The 18,276-nt window shown below is 61.5% G+C and carries 16 protein-coding genes; 6 read left to right on the forward strand and 10 right to left on the reverse strand.

Annotated features, from left to right (window positions below; translation table 11 throughout):
- The first annotated feature begins 35 nt into the window (after nt 1-35).
- Nucleotides 36-818, forward strand: coding sequence for a class I SAM-dependent methyltransferase (locus C4J92_RS06300; RefSeq protein ID WP_124403289.1), 783 nt, complete (start codon nt 36-38; stop codon nt 816-818).
- A gap of 38 nt (nt 819-856) precedes the next feature.
- Here C4J92_RS06300 and C4J92_RS06305 read toward each other — a convergent pair whose 3' ends face one another.
- Nucleotides 857-1,510 (reverse strand): TetR/AcrR family transcriptional regulator, encoded by a 654-nt coding sequence (locus tag C4J92_RS06305; RefSeq protein ID WP_124361589.1) that lies wholly within the window; start codon nt 1,508-1,510, stop codon nt 857-859.
- 93 nt (nt 1,511-1,603) lie between these two features.
- Here C4J92_RS06305 and C4J92_RS06310 point away from each other — a divergent pair, with 93 nt between their 5' ends.
- The 3 genes from C4J92_RS06310 to C4J92_RS06320 all read left to right on the forward strand — a co-directional run bounded on the left by C4J92_RS06310 (nt 1,604) and on the right by C4J92_RS06320 (nt 6,113).
- Nucleotides 1,604-2,704 carry an efflux RND transporter periplasmic adaptor subunit gene (locus C4J92_RS06310; RefSeq protein ID WP_124403290.1) on the forward strand — a complete coding sequence of 367 codons (1,101 nt, stop codon included), beginning with the start codon at nt 1,604-1,606 and terminating at the stop codon, nt 2,702-2,704.
- A 5-nt stretch (nt 2,705-2,709) separates the two neighbouring features.
- Nucleotides 2,710-5,769: an efflux RND transporter permease subunit gene (locus tag C4J92_RS06315; RefSeq protein WP_124403291.1), complete on the forward strand. Its 3,060-nt coding sequence runs from the start codon at nt 2,710-2,712 to the stop codon at nt 5,767-5,769.
- Between the two features lie 128 nt (nt 5,770-5,897).
- Nucleotides 5,898-6,113 (forward strand): hypothetical protein, encoded by a 216-nt coding sequence (locus C4J92_RS06320; RefSeq protein WP_124366099.1) that lies wholly within the window; start codon nt 5,898-5,900, stop codon nt 6,111-6,113.
- A 61-nt stretch (nt 6,114-6,174) separates the two neighbouring features.
- Here C4J92_RS06320 and C4J92_RS06325 read toward each other — a convergent pair whose 3' ends face one another.
- Genes C4J92_RS06325 through plsB form a run of 3 tightly spaced genes read right to left on the reverse strand, consistent with a single transcriptional unit; the run spans nt 6,175 to nt 9,845 of the window.
- Nucleotides 6,175-6,864, reverse strand: coding sequence for a DUF4197 domain-containing protein (locus C4J92_RS06325; RefSeq protein WP_124361593.1), 690 nt, complete (start codon nt 6,862-6,864; stop codon nt 6,175-6,177).
- A gap of 22 nt (nt 6,865-6,886) precedes the next feature.
- A complete protein-coding gene (locus C4J92_RS06330; protein ID WP_124403292.1) occupies nt 6,887-7,288 on the reverse strand; it encodes a YbaY family lipoprotein in 402 nt (133 codons plus the stop codon).
- A gap of 46 nt (nt 7,289-7,334) precedes the next feature.
- On the reverse strand, nt 7,335-9,845 hold the full coding sequence (gene plsB, locus C4J92_RS06335; protein WP_124403293.1) for a glycerol-3-phosphate 1-O-acyltransferase PlsB: 2,511 nt from the start codon (nt 9,843-9,845) through the stop codon (nt 7,335-7,337).
- 179 nt (nt 9,846-10,024) lie between these two features.
- On the opposite strand from plsB, the gene C4J92_RS06340 reads away from it, so the two are divergent.
- Nucleotides 10,025-10,234 carry a cold-shock protein gene (locus C4J92_RS06340; RefSeq protein ID WP_124366102.1) on the forward strand — a complete coding sequence of 70 codons (210 nt, stop codon included), beginning with the start codon at nt 10,025-10,027 and terminating at the stop codon, nt 10,232-10,234.
- A gap of 136 nt (nt 10,235-10,370) precedes the next feature.
- Here C4J92_RS06340 and C4J92_RS06345 read toward each other — a convergent pair whose 3' ends face one another.
- The 4 genes from C4J92_RS06345 to C4J92_RS06360 form a co-directional block, all read right to left on the reverse strand.
- Entirely contained in the window at nt 10,371-10,748 is a 378-nt protein-coding gene (locus C4J92_RS06345; protein ID WP_065932867.1) for a hypothetical protein, read from the reverse strand.
- Nucleotides 10,749-10,802: 54 nt separating this feature from the next.
- On the reverse strand, nt 10,803-11,612 hold the full coding sequence (locus C4J92_RS06350; protein ID WP_124403294.1) for a putative RNA methyltransferase: 810 nt from the start codon (nt 11,610-11,612) through the stop codon (nt 10,803-10,805).
- Nucleotides 11,612-12,763 (reverse strand): succinyl-diaminopimelate desuccinylase, encoded by a 1,152-nt coding sequence (dapE, locus tag C4J92_RS06355; RefSeq protein ID WP_124403295.1) that lies wholly within the window; start codon nt 12,761-12,763, stop codon nt 11,612-11,614. The genes C4J92_RS06350 and dapE overlap by 1 nt, the downstream gene beginning before the upstream one ends.
- A gap of 237 nt (nt 12,764-13,000) precedes the next feature.
- Nucleotides 13,001-15,592, reverse strand: coding sequence for a glycosyltransferase (locus C4J92_RS06360; RefSeq protein WP_124403296.1), 2,592 nt, complete (start codon nt 15,590-15,592; stop codon nt 13,001-13,003).
- Nucleotides 15,593-15,809: 217 nt separating this feature from the next.
- On the opposite strand from C4J92_RS06360, the gene tcdA reads away from it, so the two are divergent.
- Nucleotides 15,810-16,619, forward strand: coding sequence for a tRNA cyclic N6-threonylcarbamoyladenosine(37) synthase TcdA (gene tcdA, locus C4J92_RS06365; RefSeq protein WP_372237484.1), 810 nt, complete (start codon nt 15,810-15,812; stop codon nt 16,617-16,619).
- Between the two features lie 32 nt (nt 16,620-16,651).
- Here tcdA and C4J92_RS06370 read toward each other — a convergent pair whose 3' ends face one another.
- Complete coding sequence (locus C4J92_RS06370) at nt 16,652-17,065, reverse strand: SufE family protein (RefSeq protein ID WP_124369871.1); 414 nt, start codon at nt 17,063-17,065, stop codon at nt 16,652-16,654.
- The gene (locus tag C4J92_RS06375) at nt 17,062-18,267 is read right to left on the reverse strand and encodes an aminotransferase class V-fold PLP-dependent enzyme (RefSeq protein ID WP_124369872.1); all 1,206 of its coding nucleotides are present in this window, start codon (nt 18,265-18,267) and stop codon (nt 17,062-17,064) included. Before C4J92_RS06375 ends, C4J92_RS06370 begins: the two co-directional genes overlap by 4 nt.
- Nucleotides 18,268-18,276: the final 9 nt, after the last annotated feature.

Consider the following 18,276-nt stretch of genomic DNA (forward strand, 5'->3'; position numbering starts at 1 on the left):
TTGCCGATCCTTAATATTTTTGAGCGTAGCGATTGATGAGCGAACAACCAGCGGCCAGCCGCATTCGGGTCGAGGCTTTGGCCGAAGGATTCCAGGCCCGCGCCGAGCAGTGGGCGGCGCTGCTTGGCTTGCCTGTGCAACTCGATGATGCGGACTTTTCCCTGCAAGTCGGGGAGCAAGGCCTGCAGTTGCAGCAGCTCGGGCCTGACGCGCCAGGGCCGGTGCGGGTCGACTTTATCGAAGGCGGCGCAGCGCACCGGCGGCTTTACGGCGGCGGCAGCGGGCAGATGATCGCCAAGGCCGTGGGCATCGCCCAAGGCGTTCGCCCGCGCGTGCTCGACGCCACGGCGGGCCTGGGCAAGGATGCCTTCGTGCTGGCCAGCCTGGGCTGCGAGATGAGCCTGGTCGAGCGCCAGCCGTTGATCGGCGCCTTGCTTGAAGATGGCCTGGCACGCGCTGCGCAGGATTTTGAAGTGGCGCCGATCGTGGCGCGGATGCAGCTGCTCAAGGGCAACTCCATCGAGGTGATGCGCAATTGGGAGGGCGAGCCGCCGCAGGTGATCTACCTTGACCCGATGTTCCCGCATCGTGAGAAAACCGCCCTGGTGAAGAAGGAAATGCGTCTGTTCCGGCCACTGGTCGGCGATGACCCGGACGCACCGGCCTTGCTCGCAGCGGCGTTGGCCCTGGCCAGCCACCGTGTGGTGGTCAAGCGCCCGCGCAAGGCACCGTGCATTGACGGGCCCAAGCCGAGCCATGCGCTGGAGGGTAAATCCAGTCGGTACGATATTTATCCTAAAAAAGCACTCAAGCCCTGAGCTTTAAGCTGCAAGCGCGCTGAACTTGGCGCTTGCAGCTAACCACTTGCCGCTGCCCCGCGCCCATATGCCCGCATAAACAACCCCACCACCTCCTGCACATGCGCCTCGGCGTCCGCCTCGCTCAACTGTCCGCCACAGCCATACAGCAGACGGAAGTTCGCCGTGCCTTTGAGCAGGCAAAAGAAGTGCTCGGCCGCCTTGAAGGGTTTGTCGATGCTCAGGGCGCCACTCTCGTCGATTCGACTGAGCAGACGCTCCATGCCCTGCAACATGCGCATGGGGCCTGCTTCGAAGAAGATCTGTGAGAGTTTCACGTCCTGATTGCCGGTCGTCATCATCAGGCGATGCAGGTTCACCGACTCCTCGCTGTTGATCAGCCGATGAAACCCGCGCGCGATGTTCAGCAGCACCGTTTGCACCGGCATGGCGTCGGGCAGTTCGAAATACATCACCGGCAGTTGTTCCTCGCACTTGGCGACGACGGCGGCAGTGAACAAGGTTTCTTTGTCGGTGAAGTGGCTGTAGACGGTCAGTTTCGACACCCCCGCTTCAAGCGCCACAGCGTCCATGCTGGTACTGGCATAGCCATTGCCCAAAAACAGAACTTTGGCAGCTTCGAGGATTGCCTGGCGTTTTGCCATGTCCTTGGGGCGCCCGGGGCTGTTGGTGTTTATAGGATTGTCGGACATTTTCACCTTTAATACTGGACTGGTGAGTTTGGTATTAATAACATACCGGCCAGTATAATTATTCCTAGCTTCATTTGCGAAAGGTCCTACAGCATGCGCAGCACTTTCCTGCCCCTTGCGTTGCCTGTCAGCTTGGTCTTCCTGTTAGCCGCCTGCGGCCACGAAGAAGCGGTCCAAACCACCCTTCGCCCGGCCATGGTGGTGCAACCCCAGCCTTCGGCGCAGGCGATGGACAGCTATCCAGGTGAAGTGCGCGCCCGCTATGAACCGGATCTGGCCTTTCGCATCGGTGGCAAAGTCAGCAAGCGCCTGGTGGAAGAGGGTGAGCGGGTCAAGGCCAACCAGCCCCTGGCAGAGCTCGACCCCCAGGATGTGCGCCTGCAACTGGAAGCCTCCCGTGCCCAAGTAGCGGCGGCCCAAGCCAACCTGAGCCTGGTGCGCGCCGAGCGTGACCGCTACAAGACCCTGATGGACCGTCAGATGGTTAGCCGGTCCCAGTACGACAATTCTGAAAATCTTTATCGAGCCGGTGAGGCACGTCTCAAGCAGATCAACGCTGAATTCGACGTGTCCAGCAACCAGGCCGGCTATGCGGTGCTGCGTGCGCCCCAGGACGGTGTCGTCGCCAGGCGCGCGGTTGAAGTCGGCCAGGTCGTCTCCGCTGGCCAAACCGTGTTCACCCTGGCCACCGATGGCGAGCGTGAAGTGTTGATCAGCCTGCCTGAGCAAGGCTTCGGCCGTTTCAAGATCGGCCAGCCGGTGTCGGTTGAGCTGTGGAGCCAGCCGGATCAACGGTTTGCCGGGCGCATTCGCGAGCTGTCGCCCGCCGCCGACCCGAAGTCGCGCACCTTCGCTGCGCGGGTGGCGTTCACGGGCGGTAAAGTCCCGGCGGAACTCGGCCAGAGCGCCCGCGTATTCATACAGGTCGACGGTGTGATTCCACTGTCGGTGCCGCTGTCTGCCCTGAGTGCGGAGAACGGCGCGTCTTACGTCTGGCGTGTGCAGCCGGACAACACCCTCAAGCGCACACCCGTGCGCATCGGCGCGTTTGGCGAGAAGACCGTGCCGGTACTCGAAGGCCTGGCGCCCACCGACTGGGTGATTGCGGCGGGTGTGCATGTGCTCCATGAGGGGCAGCAAGTGCGCCCGGTGGACCGCGCCAACCGTGTGGTGAATCTGGCGGCCAAGGAGTAGTCCCCATGGGTTTCAATCTTTCCGAGTGGGCGTTGCGTAATCGCCAGATCGTACTGTTCCTGATGATCCTGCTGGCGGTGGTCGGCACTTTGTCCTACACCAAGCTGGGGCAAAGCGAAGACCCTCCCTTCACCTTCAAGGCCATGGTGATCAAGACCAACTGGCCTGGGGCCACGGCCCAGGAAGTTTCACGCCAGGTCACCGAGCGCATTGAGAAAAAATTGATGGAAACTGGCGAGTACGAGCGCATTGTCTCGTTCTCGCGCCCCGGCGAATCCCAAGTCACCTTCATCGCGCGCGATTCCATGCACTCGGCGCAGATTCCCGAGCTGTGGTACCAGGTGCGCAAGAAGATCAGCGATATCCGCCAGACCTTGCCGCCGGATATCCAGGGGCCGTTTTTCAACGATGAGTTCGGCACCACGTTCGGCAATATCTACGCCTTGACCGGTGACGGTTTCGACTACGCCGTGCTCAAGGACTACGCCGACCGCATCCAGATTCAGCTGCAACGGGTGCCGGACGTAGGCAAGGTCGAGCTGCTTGGCCTGCAGGACGAAAAGGTCTGGATCGAGCTGTCCAATCTCAAGCTCGCTACCCTCGGCCTGCCAATGGCCGCTGTGCAGCAGGCGCTGCAGGAGCAGAACGCGGTCTCCACCGCAGGCTTCTTTGAAACCCCGACCGAACGGGTGCAGTTGCGGGTGTCGGGTAACTTCAAGAGCGTGGAAGAGATCCGCAACTTTCCGATTCGGGTGGGCGAGCGAACCTTCCGCATCGGCGATGTGGCCGATATTCACCGTGGTTTCAATGATCCACCGGCACCGCGCATGCGCTACATGGGCGCCGACGCCATCGGCCTGGCCGTGGCCATGCGGGACGGCGGCGATATTCTGGTGCTGGGCAAGGCCCTGGAGCGTGAATTCGCACGATTGCAGAAGAATCTTCCGGCGGGCATGGAGTTGCGCAAGGTCTCCGATCAACCGGCAGCGGTGAAAACCAGTGTCGGCGAATTCGTCCAGGTGCTGGCTGAAGCGTTGGCCATTGTGTTGCTGGTGAGCTTCTTTTCCTTGGGCGTGCGCACCGGCATGGTGGTGGCGTTGGCGATTCCGTTGGTACTGGCGATGACTTTCGCCGCCATGTACTACCTCGGCATCGGCCTGCACAAAATCTCCCTGGGCGCCCTGGTATTGGCCTTGGGTTTGTTGGTGGATGACGCAATCATCGCGGTGGAAATGATGGCGATCAAAATGGAGCAGGGCTACGACCGGCTCAAGGCTGCGAGTTTCGCCTGGACCAGCACCGCGTTCCCGATGCTCACCGGTACCTTGATCACGGCGGCGGGCTTCCTGCCGATTGCCACCGCGCAATCGAGCACTGGCGAATACACCCGCTCGATCTTTCAGGTGGTGACCATCGCTTTGCTGGCGTCCTGGGTTGCCGCCGTGGTGTTCGTACCGTATCTGGGCGAAAAGCTCCTGCCGGACCTGGCGAAGATTCATGCGGCCAAACACGGCACCAACGGTCCTGACCCTTACGGCACGCCGTTCTACCAGCGCGTAAGACGATTGGTGGAGTGGTGCGTACGTCGGCGCAAGACGGTGATCGTCCTGACGCTGCTGTTGTTTATCGGCTCGGTTGCCTTGTTCCGTTTCGTGCCGCAACAGTTCTTCCCGGCCTCGGGTCGCCTGGAACTGATGGTCGACCTGAAACTGGCCGAAGGTGCCTCCCTGAGCAACACTGCCGACCAAGTCAAACGCCTCGAAACCTTGCTCAAGGAACATGCTGGCATCGGCAATTACGTGGCCTACGTGGGCACCGGTTCGCCGCGCTTCTACCTGCCACTCGACCAGCAACTGCCGGCGGCCAGCTTCGCGCAATTTGTGGTGCTGGCTAACACCATCGAAGAGCGTGAAAGCCTGCGCACCTGGCTGATCGAAACCCTGAACGAACAGTTTCCCGAACTGCGTTCACGCGTCACTCGCCTGGAGAATGGCCCGCCGGTGGGCTACCCCGTGCAGTTTCGCGTGACCGGCGAGCACATCGAAGAAGTCCGCGCCCTGGCGCGCAAGGTGGCGACCAAGGTTCGCGAGAACACCCACGTGGTCAATGTGCATCTGGACTGGGAAGAACCGAGCAAAATCGTCTATTTGAATATCGACCAGGACCGCGCCCGCGCGCTGGGCGTGAGCACCGCCAATCTGTCGAAATTCCTGCAAAGCTCCCTGACCGGCAGCACCGTCAGCCAGTACCGGGAGGATAACGAGTTGATCGAAATCCTCCTGCGCGGCACCGTTCACGAACGCACTGAGTTGTCGCTGCTGCCCAGCCTGGCCGTACCCACCGATAACGGTAAAAGTGTGGCCTTGGCCCAGATTGCAACCCTTGAGTATGGCTTTGAGGAAGGCATCATCTGGCACCGTAACCGTTTGCCTACGGTGACCGTGCGCGCCGATATCTATGGCAAGGAACAACCGGCGACGCTGGTCCAGCAGATCCTGCCGACCCTTGAAGGCGTGCGTGCCGAGTTGCCTGACGGCTATTTGCTGGAGGTTGGTGGCACCGTGGAAGACTCTGCGCGCGGACAGAACTCGGTGAAGGCCGGCGTGCCGTTGTTTATCGTGGTGGTGCTGACCTTGCTGATGCTGCAACTGCGCAGCTTCTCACGCACCGCGATGGTGTTTCTGACTGCGCCCTTGGGCCTGATCGGCGTCACCCTGTTCCTGCTGGTGTTTCGTCAACCGTTTGGTTTCGTGGCGATGCTCGGCACCATCGCCCTGTCGGGGATGATCATGCGCAACTCGGTGATATTGGTCGACCAGATCGAACAGGACATCAAGGCGGGACTGGCGCCCTGGCAGGCGATCATTGAAGCCACGGTCCGACGCTTCCGGCCGATCGTGCTTACCGCACTTGCTGCGGTACTGGCGATGATTCCACTGTCGCGTAGTGTGTTCTTCGGGCCGATGGCGGTGGCAATCATGGGCGGGTTGATTGTGGCGACGGCGTTGACGCTGCTGTTTCTACCGGCGCTTTACGCCGCGTGGTTCAGGGTCAAGCGGCAATGATTGGAATCTTCGCAAGGAACGTTTCTTAAGGTTTCGCCACTCATGGACTACCTGATTACAGGTATTCAGTCCGACGGATTTCACGCCGGCGGGCCGGATCTCAAATCTGATGATTCAAGGAGTGTCCAATGGGATTTTTCATCGGCAAATCGTTGAGCGTTTCTGTCAGCAGCAGCTTCGGCGGCGGTAACTGCGCAAAACCCAAGCCACCTGCAAATGACTGTAATGACAAGTGCAAACCCAAACCCGACTGCCATGGCGGTGGTGGCTCGATCAAGTTCGGCGTAGGCGTGATGCCGCTGGGCGCGGTGATCTTTGGCGGGCTGGCCGGCAAGCTGTTCTGACGGTGCAGTGAGCGGCACCCGAGCAGGTGATCTTCCCCGCCTGCTCGGGTGCATACACTGTCTACAGGGCGCCGAACACTTTCTTGGCAAGGCTGGTGGCGGCAGCTGCCGGATTCTTGCGAATCGTTTCTTCCTGCTGCGCGATCATCTTGAACAAGCCGTCCAGCGCCTGTTCGGTCACGTAGTTTTCAACATTGGCGCTTTTGGCGTCCACCGCGCCAAACGCGGCGGCCTTGCCGGCGAGTGCGTTGTACTGCTGGGCCACGCCGACCTTGTCGGTGGCAGCCTTGACGATGGGCAGGAACTTGGCGCGGATTTGGTCGCGACTGCTCTTGTTCAGGTACTGGGTAGCTGAGTCCTGGCCGCCGCTGAGGATGCCTTTGGCATCGGTCACACTCATGTTTTTCACGGCATTGACCAGAATCGGCTGAGCCTGGGTAACGGCGGTTTCCGCCGCTTTGTTCATGCTGGTTTCGAGCTGGGTGACCTGATCGCCCATGCCGAACATCTTCAACTTGTCAGCGACCTTGCCCAGCTTGCCCGGCAAGCCGATCTTCACGTCGGGGTTATTGCTGAAACCACCGGGCGTGCCCAGTTGTTTCACGGCGATCTGTGCGCCTTGGGTCAAGGCGTCCTTGAGCCCGCCGCTGGCGTCGCCCTGGGACAGGCTGCCAAGGTCCAGGGCCATGGCGCTGGTGCCCAGCAGCAGGCCGGTGAGCAGGGCCGTGAGGCGAAGAGGGTTACGGAGCATGGGCGCTTCCTTGTGGTTGAATTCAGTGGGCTGCAGCATCGACGCGCACGCGCAGCGGCTGTTGATCCTGGCCGTCGAGCTGTACGGCGTGCCGTTCAGTGGTGATGAACAGTAGCTTGCCATCCACCTCGATGCGAGCGCTGACCGAGTAGCTATGGCCAGGTTTGACCTGCGCCGGGTCATAACTTAAGTGAAACGCCAGCGGCACCTGGCCTTTGATCGGGCCTTTCTGTTCGGCGAGCACCACGGCCGGGGCGTCCATCAGCGACACGTCTTGCAGGCTGACGCTCAAGGTGGCGGTGGGCGGCAGCGCGATGCGTTGCAGGTAGAACACTTCGCCGTCGAGGCTGGCCTTGGGAGTGGGAGACATGGATTGGCAGGCTCCGAGCAGGGCCGTGAGGCCCAGGAGGATGATCTTCTTCATGGTGCAGCTCCTTATCAACGGCGCCGGAAACCGCCCGGCGCCTTGTTCAATCTTGTGGGGATTGCGCCGGTTCCACCGGTTGCTCGGCCGCGCCATCGACGCGATGCAACGCCACTTGGCGGATCGACAAGCGAATGTCCGCCGGCAGTACACGTTTGGCCGCGCCTTCGGCCAGCTCGCCGAGCAGGTCGTGATAGCTCAGCTTGCCGGCTTCATCGCGGCGCAGCACATCTTGCTCCAGCAAGGTCTGGATGAAATGTCGGAAAAGGCTCTTGTCGAAGAACTCCGGAGCATTGAGGCCATGCAGGATCGACAGCCGCTGGGCCATGACCGTGCACAGGTCTTCCAGCTCCTCGGCGCTGATGCTGTTCTGGCCGCTGTTGAGCAGCAGCGAGATCGCCATGTAGAAGCGTTGCAGGGTCTGGGCGATGCTCTTGGACAGTAGCGTCAGCAGCACGAAATGCCGCGAACTCGGCGCCGGGCGCAGGTACACGTTGTTTTCGAAGCGCAGCAGGCCCTGTTCGACGAACGCATCCAGCCATTGGTCGACCACCGCATCCAGCTCCTCCAGTGACCAGCGGATGAACAGCTCCGACTGCAGGTACGGATAGAGCGCATGGGTGTAGCGCAGGATCTGTTCGCGGCTCATCCGCGAACTGCTCTGGAAGAAACTCGCCAGCAGCGCGGGCAGGGCGAAGATGTGCAGCACGTTGTTGCGGTAATAGGTCATCAGGACGGCGTTCTGCTCATCCAGATAGACGATTTTGCCCAGGGCATCGCTCTGTTCCGACAGCAGCTTCATGTCCTTGACGTGCTTGATCAGCGCCAGGCCGTCGCCTTCCGGCAGGGTGGTATGCGGTGAATAGGGCACGCGGCGCAGCAGCGCCAGGTACAGGTCCAACTGGCGGGCCATGGCCTGCTCATCCAATGCCAGCCGGGTGGTCGACAGCAGCGCCAATGCCACCAGGTTCACCGGGTTCACCGCAGCGGCTTCGTTCAAGTGGCGGGCCACCTGCTCGCCGAGGCGGTGAGTGGTTTCATTCAGCCAGGCCGGCTTGTAGTTCGGGCCCAGTTCCTGAGAGCGCCAATCCGGTTGCTCGTGGTCGAGAAACTCCGCCAGCTTGATCGGCTCGCCGAAGTTGACCGCGACCTGGCCGAAGCGCTGCTTGAGCGCGCCTGCCACTTTGAAAATATCGAAGATCGACTCTTTCTTCTTGCTCGCACCGCGCAGCTCGCCCAGGTAGGTACGGCCTTCCAGCACCCGTTCGTAGCCGATATATACCGGCACGAACACGATGGGCATGCGCGAAGAGCGCAGGAAACTGCGCAGGGTGATCGCCAGCATCCCGGTTTTCGGCTGCAGCATGCGCCCGGTGCGCGAACGGCCGCCTTCGACGAAGTACTCCACCGGGAAACCCTTGGTGAACAGGGTGTGCAGGTATTCGTTGAATACCGAGGTGTACAGCGGGTTGCCCTTGAAGGTGCGGCGCATGAAAAACGCACCGCCACGACGCAGCAGGCTGCCGATCACGGGCATGTTCAGGTTGATGCCGGCGGCAATGTGCGGCGGGGTCAGGCCATTCTTGAACAGCAGGTAGGACAGCAGCAGGTAGTCGATATGGCTGCGGTGGCAAGGTACGTAGATCACTTCGTAGCCTTGGGCAACCTGTTGCACACCCTCGATGTTATTGACCTTGATGCCGTCGTAGATTTTGTTCCAGAACCAGCTCAGCACCACTTCCAGGAAGCGGATCGCCGTGTAGGTGTAGTCCGAGGCGATTTCATTGCCATAGCGCAGGGCCAGGGCCTTGGCTTTTTCCGGCGAGATTTTCTCTCGCTCGGCTTCGTCGGCAATGGCCTGGCGCACCAGCGGCATATTGACCAGGCCCTTCACCAGGTTGCGACGGTGGGACAGGTCGGGGCCGATCACGGCGGTCTTCAGGTTACGAAAGTGCACGCGCAGGATGCGTTGGGCCATGCGCACGGTGCGTTCGTGCCCTTTATTGTGCTCGATCAATTCACGCAGGTTGATGGGCGCGGAGAATTGCACCCGGGTCTTGCGACCCAGGATCAGAATGCTCAGCAACCGGCGCAGGCGCCCGGTGACCGCCCAGCTGTCGGCGAACAACAGTTTCCAGGGGCTGGACTCACTTTCGGGGGATTGGCCCCAGAACACGCTGACCGGAATGATTTGTGCATTCTCTTCGGCATGTTCGGTCAGGGTGTTGACCAGGCGCGTCAGGGTGGGCGGTGTGCCGCGCTTGTCCTGGCGGCCGAGCCAATCCGGGTCCGGCGTGAGGTAAAAGAACGCTGCGGGTTCCATCAGTGGGCCTACCGAAACCGGCAGTACCGGGCGCGGCAGGCCGGCCTTGGTGCACTCGGTATCGACCACGGCCAATTCGGTCAGGGAGGGCGATTGCAGGACGTAGAACACCGGCCGGCTGCGGTCCAGGTTAAGGGTGAGGGACGACTGGTTGATCGTCTCCGAGCGAACCCAGAGGTACAGCAGTCGACGCAAGGTGCCAAACACCAGACGACGGAACGGGGAGCGGGTCATAGGCGAACTGCTTCAAGTGGAAAAAACCGAGCAGGCGCTCGGGCGGGTAGTGTGCCGTATTCATCGAAAATCGGCAAAAAAGCGGCGATGTAAAGTTGGGTTGATGGTTTTTGAACGTGTCTTATACTCGGCAGTTCAACGCCAGCGACTCAATAATAAAAACCAGTGGGAGTGAACAGATGACAACGCGCGAAACCGGCAGTGTGAAGTGGTTCAACGACGCCAAGGGCTATGGCTTTATCCAGCGTGAAGACGGCAAGGATGTGTTCGTGCACTACCGCGCTATTCGCGGTGACGGCCACCGCTCGCTGGCCGAGGGCCAACAGGTGGAATACGCCGTGGTGACAGGCGATAAGGGCTTGCAGGCCGAGGATGTGGTGGGCCTGTAAGTCCACCGCTGCAACCCATGTGGGAGGGGGCTTGCTCCCGATTGCTGAGTGTCAGTCGCTGAATAAATCGACTGATCCACCGCTATCGGGAGCAAGCCCCCTCCCACATTTTTTTGATTGGGTTTGCAACTCGGAATCAGGCGGTTTTCCAGGTGATTTCTTCTTCACCATCGGCACTGATGCGCATCCAGCGGTCGGCGCTTTCCTCACCCTCTTCCTCGACCCAAGTCCCTGGCGCGCAGCGCACTTCAACATTCAATGCGGCAAACGCGGCGCGGGCGCAGGCGATGTCGTCGTCCCACGGCGTCTGATCGCTTTCCAGGTACAGGCTGTTCCATTTGCCGACGGCTTTTGGCAGCCAGGTCACCGGCACGTTGCCGGCTTTGCACTTGTAGGTCTGGCCCTTCTGGACCCAGTCGGTGCACGGGCCCAGGGCGGCGCCCAGCCAGGCGGCGATGGCCTTGTAGTCGACGTCGGCGTCCTTCAGGTAAATCTCAATATCGGGTTGGCGCATGGATGTTCCTCGTTGCGGGATTCGAAAATCCATTCGCGGGTGCTGAAAAGTCGGTTATTGAAGCACGAAATAATCGTAGCGCATCGACACGGTCACCTGCAGCGGCTCGGCGGCTTCGATCACCTCGCTGCGGCGCTCGGCGCTCGCACGCCAGCCGTGAGGCGTCATGGCCAGCAGGTTGGCGCGGTCCCCGGGCTCGGGCAGGCACAGTGTGAACTCAAGAGTTTCACTGTGCGCCAGGCCCATGCCATCCGGCACCAGCGCCAGGTGTTTGTCGTCGGTGTATTCGCGCACTTCGTCGTACAAGCGTTCGCGCAGCTCCATCAGGTGGCCGCGGGTGGGGCCAACCTTCATCAAGCCGCCGCCAGGGCTGAGCAGGCGCTTGGCTTCCTGCCAGTCCAGCGGGCTGAACACGCTGGCGAGAAACTGGCAACTGGCGTCGGCCAATGGGACGCGGGCCATGCTGGCGATCAACCAGGTCAGCGCCGGGTTGCGCTTGCACGCGCGCTTGACTGCTTCCTTGGAAATATCCAGGGCGTAGCCGTCGGCGTCGGGCAGGGCATCGGCGATTTGCGCGGTGTAGTAGCCCTCGCCACAGCCGATGTCCACCCAGCGTTGTGGCGCGCGTTCGGCGGCCAGCTCGGCCAGTCGCTTGGCCACAGGGGCGTAGTGCCCGGCATTGAGGAAGTCGCGGCGCGCCTCGACCATCGCCAGGTTATCGCCCGGGTCGCGGCTGTTCTTGTGCTGCACTGGCAACAGGTTCAGGTAACCCTGGCGCGCGCGGTCGAAACGGTGCCCGGCGGGGCACGCCACACCGTTGTCCACCGCAGTGAGCGGGGCGCTGCAAAGAGGACAGGCAAGCATCAGGCGAGCAACTTGATCAGGGTCTGGTAGTAAATTTCGGTCAACACATCGAGGTCGCTGGCGAGGACGCGCTCGTTGACCTGATGGATCGTCGCATTCACCGGGCCCAACTCGACCACCTGGGTGCCCAGGGTCGCAATGAAACGGCCATCGGAGGTACCGCCACTGGTGGATGCCTTGGTTTCACGCCCGGTGATCGCCTTGATGCTGGCCGATACCGCGTCGAGCAATGCGCCCGGCTCGGTGAGGAACGGCAGACCCGACAACGCCCAGTCCACATGCCAGTCCAGGCCGTGTTTATCCAGGATAGCTGCGACCCGCTGCTGCAACCCTTCCACGGTGGATTCGGTGGAGAAACGGAAGTTGAACACCGCTGTCAGGTCGCCGGGAATGACGTTGGTGGCGCCGGTGCCGGAATTAAGGTTGGAGATCTGGAAACTGGTCGGTGGGAAGAAGGTGTTGCCGTCATCCCAATGCTCGGCGGCGAGTTCGGCCAATGCCGGTGCGGCCAGATGGATCGGGTTCTTCGCCAGGTGCGGATACGCCACGTGGCCCTGTACACCGCGCACGGTCAGGGTGGCGCCGAGGGAGCCACGACGGCCGTTCTTGACCACATCGCCCACCAGCGTCGTGCTCGATGGCTCGCCGACGATGCACCAGTCAAGGCGCTCGTTGCGTGCGGCCAGGCGCTCGACCACGGCCTTGGTGCCATGGTGCGCCGGGCCTTCTTCATCGCTGGTAATCAGGAAGGCCACCGAGCCTTTGTGGTCCGGGTAGTCTGCGACAAAACGCTCCGCCGCCACCAGCATCGCCGCCAGGCTGCCTTTCATATCCGCCGCGCCACGGCCGCAGAGCATGCCGTGTTCGTCGATCAGCGCGTCGAACGGGTCGTTCTGCCAGGCCTGCACCGGGCCGGTCGGTACCACGTCGGTGTGGCCGGCAAAGCACAGCACCGGGCCTTCCTGGTTGCCATGGGTGGCCCAGAAGTTATCCACCTCGAAAATGCGCATCGGCTCGAGCACAAAACCGGCGTCGCCCAGGCGCTGCATCATCAGCTTCTGGCAATCGGCATCGATCGGCGTGACCGACGGGCGACGGATCAGGTCGATGGCGAGTTGAAGGGTCGGCGAAAGGTCGGCATGGGCCGTCATGGGAGAACTCCGGAAATCGAGACAGCGACGTTCTAATTGTAGGAGCGAGGCGGGCGGCTAGCCCTTGCTCGCGAAAAACGCAAGGGCTCCGCGTGCATTCAGGGTGCCCGCTTCATCGTTAACGATTTTCGCGAGCAAGCTCGCTCCTACAGTGATGTGTGCAAGGCGTGTAAAACGGCCGTTATCTTATAGCAAAACGGCGGCCAGAGGCCGCCGTTTAGTGCATTGCGCAAGTTTTTACACGGCGGTGACAGGCTCTGCCTTCGGCGCCGGTTCCGGCAGCGACGACAAAAACGCCATGATCAGCGCCGCCAGATACGGCAGCGACTGCACCAGCAACATCACCACCCAGAAGCGCATGTCATTGCTCGGCAGGCCTTGCACCAGGTAAATCCCCAAAGCGGCGCCCCACAACAGCAGCATGATGAACATTTCTTCGCGGGCTTCGGAAATCGCCACCCAGAAGCCGTGGTTATCCGCGTTTTTCGGTGTACGAAAGAACGGAATGCTGGTGGTGAAGAAACCGTACAGCACCGCTTTGGCGATGGTGTGCGACAACGCCAGGCCGGCAAGGGCCGCGCAGAAGGCATCCTTGAGGTTTACCCCGACCGCACGGCGGTAGAGGAAGATGATCTTGCCCACCTTGAACACGAACAACGCCAACGGCGGGATCGCGAAAATCAGCAACGGCGGATCGACGCGGGTCGGCACGATGATCATCGCCGCCGACCACAGCAGCGCGCCCACGGTGAAGAAGATGTTCATGCCATCAGCCACCCACGGCAGCCAGCCCGCGAGGAAGTGATAGCGCTGGCCACGGGTCAGCTCGGTGCCTTTGCCGCGCAGCAGGCTGGCGGTGTGGCGCTTGATGATCTGAATCGCACCGTAGGCCCAGCGGAAACGCTGTTTCTTGAAGTCGATAAAGGTGTCGGGCATCAGGCCCTTGCCGTAGCTGTCGTGGTAATACGCCGCCGACAGGCCTTTTTCGAACACGCGCAGGCCCAGTTCGGCGTCTTCACAGATGCACCAGTCGGCCCAGCCGAGTTCTTCGAGCACCGAGCGACGGGTCATGGTCATGGTGCCGTGCTGGATGATCGCGTCGCGGTCGTTGCGGGTGACCATGCCGATATGGAAGAAGCCTTTGTATTCCGCGTAGCAGAGCTTCTTGAAGGTGCTTTCGTTCTGGTCGCGGTAATCCTGGGGCGACTGCACCACGGCGATTTTCGGGTCGGCGAAGTGCGGCACCATGTGCTTGAGCCAGTTGGGCGACACGCAATAGTCCGAGTCGATCACCGCGATCACTTCGGCGTCCTTGGCGGTGTGCGGGATCAGGTAGTTCAGCGCGCCACCCTTGAAACCGGCCAGGGGCGCGACATGGAAGAACTTGAAGCGCGGGCCCAGGGTTTCGCAGTAGTCGCGCACCGGTTCCCATACCGCCGGGTCCTTGGTGTTGTTGTCGATGATCAGGACTTCGTAGTCCGGGTAATCGAGTGCGGCCAGGGCGTCGAGGGTCTGTTTGACCATCTCCGGCGGCTCGTTGTAGCACGGCACATGGATCGACACTTTCGGACGGTAGTCCGATTCCCCTTCGACCGGCAGGAATTCACGTCGGCGTTTGTGGGTCCACACCGCTTCCGCCAGTTCGTGGGCTTCGGTCAGCAGCACGATAAACACACCCAGGGCACCGAGGGCCAGGAGAATGCCCACGGTCACGCTGAACCAGGTGCTGTATTGCTGGCTGTAGTCGTAGCCGATCCACACCAGCACCGAACCGCACAGGAACGCGATAAACGTCAGGAAGGTACGACCGCGCTGGCGCAGGGCCGAGCCGTCGATCATCAGTAGGGTCAGGGACAACAGCGCCAGCACCACCGAACCGATGGCCAGCACGCGCCACTGCGGGATTGCGACCACCGGGCCTTCAAAGTTGAATTTCTGCTGACGCGCGGCGTTGAATACGCCCCAATAAGCGCCCGCCGAGCCTTCGTCGCTGACTTTCCAAGGCTGATCGAACGCCTCGATGACAAAGTAGTTGTAGCCCTGGCGATTGAGTTTGTTCACCAGCGTGCGCAGGTAAACCGCCTGGTCGGCAGGTGAGGTTTCATTACCACCGCGCATGCGTCCGTTACTCGGCCAGCCAATTTCCGACAGCAGCAGCGGCTTTTTCGGGAACAGTTTCTTCAGGTCCCGCGCACGGTCGAGTACGTACTGGCCGGCCTTGTCCATCGGGATAAATTCCCAGAACGGCAGGATGTGCGCGGCGATCAGGTCGACGTGCTTGGCCAGTTCCGGGTTTTTTTCCCAAATGTGCCACTGCTCGGAAGTCGTCACCGGAACCTTGACCGCTGCACGCACGCGGTCCAGCAGCACGATCAGGTCCTGCGGGGTGATTTCTTCACGGAACAACGCTTCGTTACCGACCACCACGCGAACGACGCTGCGCGAGCTGTTGGCGATTTCGATGGCGCGCTGGATTTCGCGTTCGTTGCGCTCAAGGTCCGGGCTGATCCAGATCCCCAGCGTCACCCGCAGGCCGAACTCTTCGGCCAGCTTGGGAATGTCGCCCAGGGTGCCGTCGACCGAGTAGGTACGGATGTTGTCCGTCAGTTTGCTCATGATCGCCAGGTCCTGGCGCATCTGGTCGTCAGACGGGTACTGGTTTTTCTGAGGATACTGGCCTTGCTGGAACGGCGAGTAAGAGAACCCGGAAATCTGTTCGGGCCAGTTGGGAGCGGTGACCGGGCGGTTGATCAGCGCCCAGAAGCCAGTGAACAGCGCGGCGATTGCCAGCACGATCACCAGGTTGAGTCCAAATTTACGCGATGCCATGGTTATTTCGGGTTCCAAAGGGTGTGGAACGAAAAGAGGTGTCGGACTGCACCGAACGGCGCGCATCCTACACCGGCCTTTCCCTGAGCGTACAGCAGACAGAGAAAAGCCGGACGTTAGTCCGCGAATGTTCACCTAAGTTCTTTACTTGTAGCTGGAAGCTTCGAACTTGTCGCGGCGTAGTCCATAATGCGCGCCGGTTTTTAGGGTAATGGTCATGAGCACAGAAGATCCGCGGTTTGCAGGCGTCGCCCGCTTGTATGGCATTGAGGGCCTGGAACGCTTGAAAGCGGCCCATGTGGCGATCGTCGGCGTCGGCGGCGTGGGCTCGTGGGCGGCAGAAGCCATCGCCCGTTGCGGGGTGGGCGAGATTTCGCTGTTTGACCTGGATGACGTTTGCGTCAGCAACAGCAACCGCCAGCTGCATGCGCTGGACAGCACCGTGGGCAAACCCAAGGTCCAGGTGATGGCCGAACGCCTGCGCGGTATCAACCCGGATTGCACCGTGCATGCGGTGGCGGACTTCGTTACCCGCGACACCATGGCCGAGTACATCACCCCGAACATCGATTGCGTGATCGATTGCATCGACGCGGTCAACGCCAAGGCGGCGCTGATTGCCTGGTGCAAACGCCGCAAGATCCAGATCATCACCACCGGTGGCGCCGGCGGGCAGATCGACCCGACGCTGATCCAGGTGTGCGACCTGAACCGCACCTTCAACGACCCGCTGGCCTCGAAAGTACGCTCCACCCTTCGTCGTGACTATGGTTTCTCACGCACGGTGACCCGCCATTACAGCGTGCCCTGCGTGTTTTCCACCGAGCAGCTGCGCTACCCCAAGCCGGACGGCAGCATCTGTTTGCAGAAGAGCTTTGTCGGCGACGGCGTGAAGCTGGACTGCGCGGGAGGGTTTGGCGCGGTAATGATGGTGACCGCTACGTTCGGCATGGTGGCGGCGACCAAGGCGGTGGACAAGATTGTGGCCGGGGTTCGCCGGCCGTCGGAGCGGGTCAAGCCTGCCTGAAAATGTGGGAGGGGGCTTGCCCCCTCCCACATTCAGTTTTGTGTACGGCTCAGGGAACGCATGCGCTGCAAGACTGCATTGAGGCCATTGCTGCGTGACGGCGATAGTTGGCGGGAAAGCCCGAGTTGAGTGAACCAGTCGGGCAAGTCCACCGCCTGCAACTCAGCCGCCGACAACCCATTCACCCGCGCCAGCAACAACGCCACCAACCCCCGAATCATCCGCGCTTCGCTGCTGGCGGCAAACTGCCAGTGGCCATTGTGCAAATGCCCCACCAACCACACCAGGCTCTCACAGCCCTGTACGAGGTTGGCATCGACCTTATCCTCATCCGCCAAGGCGGGCAGGCGCTCACCCCATTGCATCAGCATTCGGGCGCGTTGTTCCCAACTGCCGACTGACTGAAAGGCTTCCAGCGCAGCCACCGCATCCACCGGCAAGCTCATCGCAGCATATCCAGCGCCTGGTCCAGCGCTTCAAAGAAGCGTTCCAGGTCATCGGAGTCGTTGTACAGCGCGAGGGACACGCGAATCGCCCCCGACAGTTGCAGCATCTTGAGCAGTGGCATCGCACAGTGATGACCGGCACGCACGGCGATCCCCTGCTCGGTCAGCAGGTGCGCGAGGTCGGCGTTATGCACGCCCTCGACCACAAAGCTGACCAGCGCCACTTGCGGCGCGCCGAGTATGCGCACGCCATTGCGCGCTTTTAAGCCGCGCAGCAAATAATCGTGCAGTGCCGCTTCATGCCTGACCACCGTTTGTGGATCCAGCGAAGTCAGGTAATCCAGGGTCGCCCCCAGGCCGATCACGCCGGCTATCGGTGGCGTTCCCGCCTCAAGACCCAGGGGGGCAGGGCGGAAGCTGGCGCTGTGGTAGTCCGTCTGTTGCACCATTTCTCCGCCAAACTGCCAGTGGCGCAGGCGGTGCAAGGCTTCGTGGCGGCCGTAGAGCACGCCGACCCCGTCTGGGCCGTACAGTTTGTGACTGGAAAATACATAGAAGTCGCAGCCCAGAGCCTGCACGTCGTGGCGGCCATGGACAATGCCTTGGGCACCGTCGATCACCGTCAGCGCGCCGTGGCTGCGGGCCAGCCCGAGCAAGGCGTCGAGCGGCTGCCAGGTGCCGAGTACGTTGGATAACTGGCTGACCGCCAACAGCCGCGTGCGCGGGCCGATCAGTCGGGCAGCGGCGTCAAGGTCGATCACGCCGTCAGCGTCCAGGGGCAGTATCACCAGCGTCAGTGCGCGACGTCTGGCCAGTTGCTGCCAGGGCAACAGGTTGGCGTGGTGCTCCAGGGCGCTGATGGCAATCTCATCGCCCGCGTCGAATAAGTGCTCGAGGCCGTAGGCCAGGAGGTTCAGCGCAGAGGTTGCGCCGTGGGTAAACACCACCTGCCCGCTGTCACCCGCATTCAACCACTGCGCAACCTTGCTGCGGCTGTCTTCAAACGCCTGGGTCGCATGGGCTCCCGGCAAATGCTGGGCACGGTGCACGTTGGCTGCGCCATTGGCGTAGTAATGGCTGATTGCATCCAGCAGGGCTTGGGGTTTTTGCGTGGTGGCGGCGTTGTCCAGGTAGGTCTGGTCTTGCCGTTGCAGGGTGGCGATGGCTGGAAAGTCGGCACGCCAGGGGGAGGGCACAAGCATGATGTTCAA

Source organism: Pseudomonas sp. R3-18-08 (assembly GCF_003852065.1).
Classification (GTDB): Bacteria; Pseudomonadota; Gammaproteobacteria; order Pseudomonadales; family Pseudomonadaceae; genus Aquipseudomonas.